Genomic DNA, 9,849 nt, shown 5'->3' on the forward strand with positions numbered 1-9,849 from the left:
GAGGGTGGCGCGGCGGGTCCAGCCCCACTTGGCGTAGGCGGAGCAGGCCGCGATGTTGCCCGGGCGGACGAGGAGGGTCGCCCGGGTTTCCGGGCGGTTCAGCAGGAGTTCGTCGTGGAGGGCGCGGGCGATGCCGCGGCGGGTCCAGGCGCGGCGCACCATGAGCGCCGAGAGCGCGAACGTCCGGTGCCCGTCCTCGCGGTCGAACCCCGGCTCCGGCGGGCACACCAGGCCCTTCCACCAGGTGGCCCCCGAGCGTACGTCCAGTGGCCAACCCCACGCCTGTCCCACCGGCTCGCCGTCCTCGTACGCCACGACGAGTTCGAACCCCTGGTTGGCGACGTACCGATCGAAGCGCCCGATGAACTCCGCGTCCCCGGCGGACGGGTCGCCCCCCGCGATCCCCCTGACGCACGCGCCGCGGTGGATCAGTGAGACGACGGCACGGACGGCGCGGGCGTCGTTTCGGCTGTGCCGTCTGACCACCAGGCCGGCCATGATCGATCACTCCTCTGCTCGATGACCAATACGTGCAGTCCCTCCGCACATCCACTATTCCGTGCGGTGTCAGGGTTGAATGTGGTGATTTGGGGGATGTTGTGGGACGGCGTCGTATGAGCGGGAACTAGCTTGACAGGTCGCCTTTGCTTGCCCGTTACCTCTTCGACGCTTAATCTCGACGACAGTGAGGAGTCACTCCGCGCTGTGCGGATTGCCATAACGGTGTACGACGGACGAACGGGCTCGATGGTGAGGCGGGCACGGCGTCGATCGGTGACGGTCGGTGCCTTACCTGACGCGGGTTGATATCTGTCCTGGCGGCGCCAGCGGTTGGTGCTTCCGTGCCGTGGGTGTGACCTTCGCGGGCTTGAAGATCGCTACGCGAGGAGGCTGGGGGCGCGCATGGAGACTGCTGTGGTGGTCGCCCTGACGGTGGCGGTGCTCGTCTTCGCCGTGGTGGCGATCGCCGCGCTGGTCGTACTCGCGCGCCGTACCGGAGCCATCGGCCCCCGCGCGACCGGGCCCCGGGCGGAGGAAGTGGCCGAGGTCCAGGCGGAGCTGGAGCGGGCCAGACACGAGGCCGGCGAGATCCGCACCCGCGCGGAGGCCGAGGCGAGCGAGATCGTCAGCCGCTCCGAGGCCGCCGAGAAGAGCGCGATCAAGCTGCGCCAGGAGGTCGAGGAGGAGACCCGGGTCCTCAAGTCGGAGCTGAAGGAGTTCCGGGCCGACCTGGAGCGGCGGGAGAACCGGCTGGCCGAGCGCGAGCAGCGGCTGGACGAGGAGGCGCGTCGGCAGGCGGAGCGGGGCAGGAAGCTCGCCGAGACCGAGACCGAGCTGGCCGACCGGCGCGAGGACCTCCTGCAGATCGAGGAGGAACGGCGGGCGATCCTGGAGCGGGTCTCCGGCCTCACCGCCGAGCAGGCCAAGAACGAGCTGGTCAAGGAGATCGAGAACCAGGCCAAGCGCGAGGCCGTGCTGTTGATCAGAGAGATCGAGAGCGAGGCCCGCAAGGAGGCGGAAAAGCGCGCCTGCAAGATCGTGACGCTGGCCGTGCAGCGGGTCGCGACCGAGCAGACCGCCGAGTCGGTGGTCTCCGTCCTGCACCTGCCGGGCGATGAGATGAAGGGCCGCATCATCGGCCGGGAAGGGCGCAACATCCGGGCGTTCGAGTCGACGACGGGGGTCAACCTGATCATCGACGACACCCCGGAGGCGGTGCTGCTCTCCTGCTTCGACCCGGTTCGCCGGGAGACCGCCCGGCTGACGCTGGAAAAACTGGTGCTCGACGGGCGCATCCACCCCCAGCGCATCGAGGAGGCGCACGAGCGCAGCCGGGCCGAGGTCCAGGACCTCTGCGTCCGCGCCGGTGAGGACGCCCTGGTGGAGCTGGGCATCACCGACATGCACCCCGAACTGGTCACGCTGCTCGGCCAGCTCCGCTACCGCACCTCCTACGGCCAGAACGTGCTCAAGCACCTCGTCGAGTCCGCGCACATCGCCGGGATCATGGCCGTGGAGCTGGGCATGGATGCCAAGCTGCTCAAGCGCTGCACGGTGCTGCACGACATCGGCAAGGCGCTCACCCACGAGGTCGAGGGCAGCCACGCGCTGATCGGCGCCGAGATCGCCCGCAGGTACGGCGAGCACGAGGACGTCGTCCACGCGATCGAGGCCCATCACAACGAGGTCGAGGTGCGCACCGTGGAGGCCGTGCTCACCCAGGCCGCCGACGCGATCAGCGGCAGCCGCCCGGGCGCGCGGCGCGAGTCGCTGGAGGCGTACGTCAAGCGGCTGGAGCGCCTGGAGCAGATCGCCCAGTCCTTCGACGGGGTGGAGAAGGTGTTCGCCATGCAGGCCGGCCGCGAGATCCGCGTCATGGTCAAGCCCGACACGGTGGACGACATCCAGACCCAGGTGATCGCCCGGGACGTCGCCAAGCAGATCGAGGAAGAGCTGACCTACCCGGGGCAGATCCGCATCACCGTCGTGCGGGAGTCGCGCTCGACGGAGTTCGCGCGCTGATCAGTTCACCGGCCCGCCCAGAAGATCTGCTGGTAGAAGGCCAGTTCGGCGGCCAGCGCGGCGCTGCGCGTCTCGGCCCGGCGAAAGCCGTGCGACTCGCCCTCGAAGGTCAGGTACGTGCACGGCACGCCGTGCTCGGCCAGCGCCGCCGCGAACGCCTCGGACTGCGCGGGCGGCACCACCGGGTCGTCGAGCCCCTGGAGCAGCAGCATCGGGCAGCGCACGTCGCCCGCGCGGGCGAGCGGCTCGCGGGAGGCGTACAACACCGGGTCTTCGGCGCCGACCAGCCATTCGACGTAGCGTGACTCGAAGTCGTGCGTGGTCGCGTTGAGCGGCGCGAGGGCGCTCACGCCGTAGTAGGACACGCCGCCGGCGAAGGCCCGGGAGGCGCAGCAGGCCGCGAGCGCGGTCCAGCCGCCGGCGCTGCCGCCGCGCACGGCGATCCGCGTCTCGTCCGCCAGGCCCTCGGCGACCAGCCACTCGGCGGCGGCGATGGTGTCCTCGACGTCGATGACGCCCCACTGGCCGCGCAGCCGCTCCCGGTAGGCGCGGCCATAGCCGCTGGACCCGCCGTAGTTGACGTCGATGATCCCGATCCCGCGGCTGGTGAAGAACGCGCGTTCGAGATCGAGCGCGCGGACCGCGTGCGCGGTGGGGCCGCCGTGCACCACCACGACGTACGGCGGCAGGCCCTCGCCCTGGGCGACCGGATTGGACGGCGGGTAGACGATCGCGTGTACGCGCCGCCCGAAGCGGCTCTCGAACTCCACGGCCCGCGCCTCCGGCAGGTAGGCGATGTCGGGAAGCTCCTCCACGTCGCGGCGCAGCCCTTCGACCCGGCCGGTCACCGTGTCGATCCGCACCACCGAACCGGGCACCGCCGCGCCGTACGCGATGCCGGTGAGCGTCATCCCGTCGGCCGCGAGCGAGGGCGCCCAGCCGTCGTAGGGTACGTCGAGGTCGGTGAGCGTGCCGGTGTCCGGGTCGAGGATGGCCGGCCGGAGGTCGCCGCGGCCGTGCAGCACCGCGAGCCGTCCGTCGCCGAGCACGGCGTACGGCGCGTAGCCCAGCCGCCACAACGCCCCGGCGAACTCCTCCTCGGCCGGATGAAGCGCCTGCGATGAAGTGCCGTAAATGCCGATCTGGTAGAGATTCCACCAGCCCGACCAGTCGGAGACCAGGTAGAGGTGCCGGTCATCGCGCCACTGCGGGGCGAGCACCGACTCGCTCTGGCCGCCCTTGACCGTCCAGGAGTGGCCGTCGGAGAGGCGCGTGACCCGCAACTCGGTGCCCTGCCACGGCATCCGCGGGTGGTTCCAGCAGATGTAGGCGAGATGTGCGCCATCAGGGGAGATGGTGGGGAAGGCGTAGAAGTCGCTGCCGGTGACGTGCTCGATGGGTTCTGCCCCGGCATGACCGATGCCGGGATCGTCAAGGGGGATCGACACGATCGCCCGGTCCACCTTGCCGTCGTCGTGGTGGCGCTCGCGCACCGCCCACACCCGCCCGTCGCGGATGTGCAGGTCGGCGTACCGCAGCCCGGCGTGCCGCTCGGGATCAGGGGTGAGGGCCACCGGCGCCGCGTCTGCGGTCATCAGGTAGAGCCGCTGGTCGGAGTGGTTGGCGAAGACCAGCAGGCCACCGGGCGCGACCGCGTACGATCGCCCGCCGTACTCGTGTACCCGGGACCTGGCGCTCCATGGCGCGGACAGCAGCTCGCGGCGGGCGCCGTCGGCGGCGCGGTGCATGATCGTGGTGCGCCCGCCCTCTGCCGGACGGTCTTCGCTCCACCACACCTCATCGCCCAGCACGCTGGGGAATCCGAGACTGAGACCGGCTCGGGCGACGTCGGAGGTGGAGATCGGTGAGGGCCAGGCGGTGTAGGGCACGGTGGTGGTCCGGGTCGGCGGTCGCTCGGGGGACATAGCCGCATCCTGCCGGAAAAGGCGGCCGTCCGTCTCCCTTTGGCCGTCCCTTTACGTGGGTACGCCACTTGCTCAGGTGTTCAGGTAAATGGCGAGGCGGTCGCCGCGAAACTCCGGCGACCGCCTCAGGGGACCCTCAGAGCTGTCCCACGCCGGCCCCGGCCGGGCCGGGCACCGCGGACAGCCCGATCGGCCGTGCCGCGCTCTTACGGCTGCGCCTGCTGCGCCGCTCCAGCCAGGTGGCCAGCGCGCTGAGCAGCATGTTCAGGCCGATGTAGATGATCCCGATGACGATCGCCGCGGGGATCAGCGACCCGGGGAAGTTCGGCGGGATGATCTTGAAGCCGAAGTTCAGCAGGTCCACGTAGGCGATGATGTAGCCGAGCGCGGTGTCCTTCAGCAGCACCACCAACTGGCTGACGATGGCCGGCATCATCGCGGTGATGGCCTGCGGCAGCAGGATGCGCCACAGCACGCCGGTCTTGCGCAGCCCGATCGCGTACGCCGCCTCCGACTGCCCGCGCGGAACCGCGAGCACACCGGCCCTGATGATTTCCGCCAGCACCGACCCGTTGTAGAGGGTCAGCCCCACGACCACCGCGATCAGCGTGTAGTCACCGCCGCCGAGCACTGAGGGCAGCAGGTAGAAGACGAAGAAGATCAGCAGCAGCAGCGGAATCGCCCGGAAGACCTCCACGACCACCCCGGCCGGGATCCGGACCCAGCGGTGGTCGGACAACCGGGCAAGACCGAAGATCGCGCCGAAGAACAGCGCGAACACCGCCCCCAGCGCGGCCGCCTTGAGCGTGCCGATCAGGCCGGGAACGATGAAGTTGGTCCAGGTCGTGGGCCGGAGGAAGGGCTCCCAGATCTCCGCCCGCCACTGCCCCTTCTCGTCGAACCTGCTGTAGACGAACCACGCGATCGCCAGCAGCGCCACCAGCGCCACCGCGGTCAGCAGGTGGTTGCGCAGCCGCGCCCGCGGCCCGGGGGCGTCGAAGAGGAGGGACGCGCCGCCGTTCATCGGGCCACCGCCAGTCGCTTGGCCAGCCAGCCGGTCAGGAATCCGATCGGCAGCACCACCACCATGAAGGCCACCACGATGCCGAGGAAGATGGGGATCGACACGCCGGTGGTGTCGAAGGTGTCCTTCATCACGAACGCCACGTCGGCCAGGTAGCCCGCGGCGATGGCGACCGTGGTGTTCTTGATCATCGCGATCATCACGTTGCCGAGCGGCGCGATGACGGCCCGGAACGCCTGCGGCAGGATGATCAGGCTGAGCGACTGCAGGAACGTCAGCCCGATCGCCCGGGCCGCCTCCGCCTGCCCGAACGGCACGGTGTTGATGCCCGAGCGCAGCGACTCACAGACGAAGGTGGAGGTGTAGGCGGTGAGGCCCAGTACCACCAGCCAGAACCCGTTCGTGCTCGGCTCATCGGAGAAGATGAGCCCGATCTGGTCGCTGAGCCCGAGCGAGGAGAAGGCCAGGACCAAGGTCAGCGGTGTGTTACGCGCGATGTTGACATAAGCCGTGCCCGCCGCCCGGAGTACCGGCGTGGGGGAGACCCGTATGCCGACCAGGATCGTGCCGAAGATCAGCGACAGCACACCGCACACCGCCGACAGCTTCAGGTTCTCCGCGAAACCGGCCAGCAGGTCCGGCGCGTATTCGATCAGTTCATCCATCGTGCTCCAGCCACGGGTGCGGCGGCGGCGGGCGCCGGCTGGCACCGGTCACCGGCCGCCGCGTACGTGAGAGAAGTGCGAAGAGTCGCGGCGAACCCTACGCGCAGGTCTCGAACTGCGGCGCGGCCGTGGGCGCGGTGAGCCCCTTCGCCTTGCCGAACCACTTGTCGAAGATCTGCTTGGCGGTGCCGTCGCTGTACATCTTGGTGATGGCCTTGTTGACCGCCTCGCAGGTCTTGGTGTCGCCCTTCTTCAGGCCGACGCCGTACTTCTCGTCCGTGAACGGGTCGCCGAGGATCTTGTAGTTTCCGCCCTGCGCGGCGAACCCTGCCAGGATCAGGTCGTCGGTGGTCACCGCGTCCAGGTTGTTGCCGCTCAGCTTGGAGACGCACTCGGAGTAGTTGCTCGCGCCGACCAGTTTGGCGTCCAGGTCGAGCTTGCCGTCCGGCGGCGGGTCGGTGATCCGCTTGTAGGAGTTGGAGCCCGCGGCCTGGCAGATCCGCTTGCCCGCGAGGTCGGTCGCCTTGGCGATCTCCGCGGCGTCGCCGCGGACCATGGTGTCCTGGTGGGCCACGATGTACGGCCCGCCGAACGTCACCTTGGCCTTGCGCTCCTCGGTGATCGAGTAGGTGGCGAAGATGATGTCGACCGTGCCGTTGGCGAGGAACGGCTCACGGTTGGAGGAGGCGGACTCCTTCCATTCGATCTGGACGTTCGGGTCGCCCGAGATCTCCTTCACGACGTACTTCGCCACGTCCACGTCGAAGCCCTGCGGCTCGCCGCCGCCGGTGTTCAAGCCCAGGCCCGGCTGGTCCCATTTGGTGCCGACCACGATCCGCTTGGTGTTCTTCACCTTGTCGACGACCGAGGTGGCCCGATCGGTCTTGGCGCCGGTGTCGCCGCCGCCTCCACTGCCGCCGCCGCACGCCGCCAGGCCCAGCGTCAGCGCGCCCGCTGCGGCGAGCGCCGCTCCGAAACGTCCTACCCGCATTTACGTACCTCTTCTTCCTAAAGGATGGGGCCTAAAGGTTGGAGCCTAAAGGTGGGGAGCCTAGGGGGGTGAGAGTCGTGTTCGCGCGAGATCGGTGGTTCAGTGGGTGAGGATCTTCGACAGGAAGTCCCTGGCCCGGTCGGTCCTGGCGTTGGTGAAGAACTCGTCGGGGGTGTTCTGTTCGATGATCTGGCCGTCGGCCATGAACACGACCCGGTTGGCGGCCCTGCGGGCGAATCCCATCTCGTGGGTGACCACGACCATGGTCATGCCGTCCCTGGCCAGGCCGATCATGACATCGAGCACCTCCTGGACCATCTCCGGGTCCAGCGCCGAGGTGGGCTCGTCGAACAGGATCAGCTTCGGGTCCATGGCCAGCGCGCGGGCGATGGCCACCCGCTGCTGCTGCCCGCCGGAGAGCTGCGCCGGGTACTTGTCCGCCTGGTTGGCGATGCCCACCCGGTCGAGCAGCTCCATCGCGCGCGTGGACGCCTCCTTGCGCGCCTTCTTGCGGACCTTCATCGGCCCCAGTGTGACGTTTCCCAGGATCGTCTTGTGGGCGAAGAGGTTGAACGACTGGAACACCATGCCGACCTCGGACCGCAGCCGGGCCAGCGCCCTGCCCTCCTCGGGCAACGGTGTCCCGTCGAAGATGATCTGGCCCTCGTCGATCGTCTCCAGGCGGTTGATCGTCCTGCACAGCGTTGATTTGCCCCCGCCGGAGGGCCCGATGACGACCAGCACCTCGCCGCGGTCCACGGTCAGGTCGATGTTCTTCAGCACATGCAGCGCGCCGAAGTGTTTGTTGACCCCGACCAGGCTGACGAGTGGAGTCGCGTCCCCGTTCTCCGTCATGGTGGTCAACGTTATGCAGGTGAAGGGCACCCGTCACTAACCGCCGGGTACCGATCCGATCACGGCAGGTTGACGAACACTCTGTTGGCGCCCCAGGTCACAGGGGCAGGGGCCCGTCCTGTACGTGAGTGATGCCCGCTCCCGTCCGGATGACGCTTAGTCTTGTCATCGAGATGAATGTCACCGAGGAGAGCGCCCACGCCGGCGATGGCCGCACCTACGAGGTCCGGACCTACGGGTGCCAGATGAACGTACACGACTCCGAGCGGCTCGCCGGGCTGCTGGAGGACGCGGGCTACGTGCGGGCGCACGACGGCGAGGCCGCCGACGTGGTCGTGTTCAACACCTGCGCGGTGCGCGAGAACGCCGACAACCGCCTCTACGGCAACCTCGGGCACCTGCGCCCGGCCAAGACCCGCAACCCGCACATGCAGATCGCGGTCGGCGGCTGCCTGGCGCAGAAGGACCAAGGGGAGATCGTCCGCAAGGCGCCGTGGGTGGACGTGGTGTTCGGCACCCACAACATCGGGTCGCTGCCGGTCCTGCTCGAACGCGCCAGGATCGCGCGCGAGGCGCAGGTCGAGATCAAGGAGTCGCTGGAGGTCTTCCCCAGCACGCTGCCGACCAAGCGCGAGTCCGCCTACGCCGCCTGGGTGGCGATCTCGGTCGGCTGCAACAACACCTGCACCTTCTGCATCGTGCCGTCGCTGCGCGGCAAGGAGAAGGACCGCCGCCCCGGCGACGTCCTCGGCGAGGTCCGCACGCTCGTCGAGCAGGGCGTGCTGGAGGTGACGCTGCTCGGCCAGAACGTCAACACCTACGGCGTCGAGTTCGGCGACCGGCTGGCGTTCGGCAAGCTGCTGCGCGCCTGCGGCGAGATCGACGGCCTGGAACGCGTGCGGTTCACCTCGCCGCACCCGGCCGCGTTCACCGACGACGTGATCGCCGCGATGGCCGAGACGCCCAACGTGATGCACCAGTTGCACATGCCGCTGCAGTCCGGCTCCGACACCGTGCTGCGGGCGATGCGCCGCTCCTACCGCGCCGAGCGCTACCTCGGCATCATCGAGAAGGTCCGCGCGGCCATGCCGGACGCGGCCATCTCCACCGACATCATCGTCGGCTTCCCCGGCGAGACCGAGGCCGACTTCCAGCAGACCCTCGACGTGGTCCGCGCCTCGCGCTTCGCGCACGCCTACACCTTCCAGTACTCCATCCGCCCCGGCACGCCCGCGGCCACCATGGACGGCCAGGTGCCGAAGGAGGTCGTCCAGGAGCGCTACGAGCGGCTGGTGGCGCTTCAGGAGGAGATCTCCTGGGAGGAGAACCGCGGGCAGGTCGGCAAGGTGGTCGAGGTCCTGGTGGCCGAGGGCGAGGGGCGCAAGGACGACGCGACGCGCCGCGTGTCCGGCCGCGCCCCGGACAACCGGCTCGTCCACTTCGCGCCGGGACAGGAGCAGCCGCGGCCGGGTGACATGGTCCGTGTCGAGATCACCTATGCGGCTCCGCACCACCTGGTCGCCGACGGCCCGCCGCTGTCGCTGCGCCGCACCCGCGCGGGCGACGCGTGGGCCGCCCGCCAGGCCGGTCCGGCGTCCAGTCCCGGCGTCATGCTGGGCATGCCTGCCGTCGGCCGACCCGCCGCCACCACCGTCCAGCCCACCGGCTGTTCCTGAGCCGCCGGGCCCGGCCGCTCAGCGCCTGCGGAGCCGGTCGAGGAACTGGTCGCAGTACGGCCGGCGGAAGTCGTCGAAGGTCGCGCACGGGTTGGGGCCGCGCCAGGTGACCGAGGGGCGCGGCGCGGGCTGCGGCTGTGGTTGTGGCTGTGGTTCGGGGGCCGGGGCCGGTTGACGGCGGGGAGTCTCC

At 69.6% G+C, this 9,849-nt stretch carries 8 protein-coding genes; 2 read left to right on the forward strand and 6 right to left on the reverse strand.

Annotation, left to right across the window (positions count from 1 at the left end; translation table 11 throughout):
- A partial coding sequence (locus C1I98_RS28885) for a GNAT family N-acetyltransferase (RefSeq protein ID WP_111170569.1) occupies window positions 1–498 on the reverse strand: 498 nt, incomplete at its 3' end.
- 405 nt (window positions 499–903) lie between these two features.
- Here C1I98_RS28885 and rny point away from each other — a divergent pair.
- The gene (gene rny, locus C1I98_RS28890) at window positions 904–2,523 is read left to right on the forward strand and encodes a ribonuclease Y (RefSeq protein ID WP_111170562.1); all 1,620 of its coding nucleotides are present in this window, start codon (window positions 904–906) and stop codon (window positions 2,521–2,523) included.
- Between the two features lie 5 nt (window positions 2,524–2,528).
- Here the strand turns inward: rny and C1I98_RS28895 are convergent, their stop codons facing one another.
- The 5 genes from C1I98_RS28895 to C1I98_RS28915 form a co-directional block, all read right to left on the reverse strand.
- The gene (locus C1I98_RS28895) at window positions 2,529–4,448 is read right to left on the reverse strand and encodes a S9 family peptidase (RefSeq protein ID WP_111170563.1); all 1,920 of its coding nucleotides are present in this window, start codon (window positions 4,446–4,448) and stop codon (window positions 2,529–2,531) included.
- Window positions 4,449–4,584: 136 nt separating this feature from the next.
- Window positions 4,585–5,472 (reverse strand): amino acid ABC transporter permease, encoded by an 888-nt coding sequence (locus tag C1I98_RS28900; protein WP_111170564.1) that lies wholly within the window; start codon window positions 5,470–5,472, stop codon window positions 4,585–4,587.
- Window positions 5,469–6,137, reverse strand: coding sequence for an amino acid ABC transporter permease (locus tag C1I98_RS28905; protein ID WP_111170565.1), 669 nt, complete (start codon window positions 6,135–6,137; stop codon window positions 5,469–5,471). Before C1I98_RS28905 ends, C1I98_RS28900 begins: the two co-directional genes overlap by 4 nt.
- A gap of 97 nt (window positions 6,138–6,234) precedes the next feature.
- The gene (locus C1I98_RS28910) at window positions 6,235–7,128 is read right to left on the reverse strand and encodes a glutamate ABC transporter substrate-binding protein (protein ID WP_111170566.1); all 894 of its coding nucleotides are present in this window, start codon (window positions 7,126–7,128) and stop codon (window positions 6,235–6,237) included.
- 99 nt (window positions 7,129–7,227) lie between these two features.
- On the reverse strand, window positions 7,228–7,983 hold the full coding sequence (locus C1I98_RS28915) for an amino acid ABC transporter ATP-binding protein (protein ID WP_111170567.1): 756 nt from the start codon (window positions 7,981–7,983) through the stop codon (window positions 7,228–7,230).
- Between the two features lie 173 nt (window positions 7,984–8,156).
- Here C1I98_RS28915 and miaB point away from each other — a divergent pair, with 173 nt between their 5' ends.
- Complete coding sequence (gene miaB, locus C1I98_RS28920; protein WP_111170568.1) at window positions 8,157–9,659, forward strand: tRNA (N6-isopentenyl adenosine(37)-C2)-methylthiotransferase MiaB; 1,503 nt, start codon at window positions 8,157–8,159, stop codon at window positions 9,657–9,659.
- Window positions 9,660–9,849 lie beyond the last annotated feature (190 nt).

Source organism: Spongiactinospora gelatinilytica (assembly GCF_003236385.1).
GTDB classification, from domain to species: domain Bacteria; phylum Actinomycetota; class Actinomycetes; order Streptosporangiales; family Streptosporangiaceae; genus Spongiactinospora; species Spongiactinospora gelatinilytica.

What these genes read in the sequence shown, in the direction of transcription:
- C1I98_RS28910 (WP_111170566.1), bottom strand. Translation starts at nt 7,128, where the DNA reads ATGCGGGTAGGACGTTTCGGAGCGGCGCTCGCCGCAGCGGGCGCGCTG.
- miaB (WP_111170568.1), top strand. Translation starts at nt 8,157, where the DNA reads ATGAATGTCACCGAGGAGAGCGCCCACGCCGGCGATGGCCGCACCTAC.
- rny (WP_111170562.1), top strand. Translation starts at nt 904, where the DNA reads ATGGAGACTGCTGTGGTGGTCGCCCTGACGGTGGCGGTGCTCGTCTTC.
- C1I98_RS28900 (WP_111170564.1), bottom strand. Translation starts at nt 5,472, where the DNA reads ATGAACGGCGGCGCGTCCCTCCTCTTCGACGCCCCCGGGCCGCGGGCG.
- C1I98_RS28915 (WP_111170567.1), bottom strand. Translation starts at nt 7,983, where the DNA reads ATGACGGAGAACGGGGACGCGACTCCACTCGTCAGCCTGGTCGGGGTC.
- C1I98_RS28895 (WP_111170563.1), bottom strand. Translation starts at nt 4,448, where the DNA reads ATGTCCCCCGAGCGACCGCCGACCCGGACCACCACCGTGCCCTACACC.
- C1I98_RS28905 (WP_111170565.1), bottom strand. Translation starts at nt 6,137, where the DNA reads ATGGATGAACTGATCGAATACGCGCCGGACCTGCTGGCCGGTTTCGCG.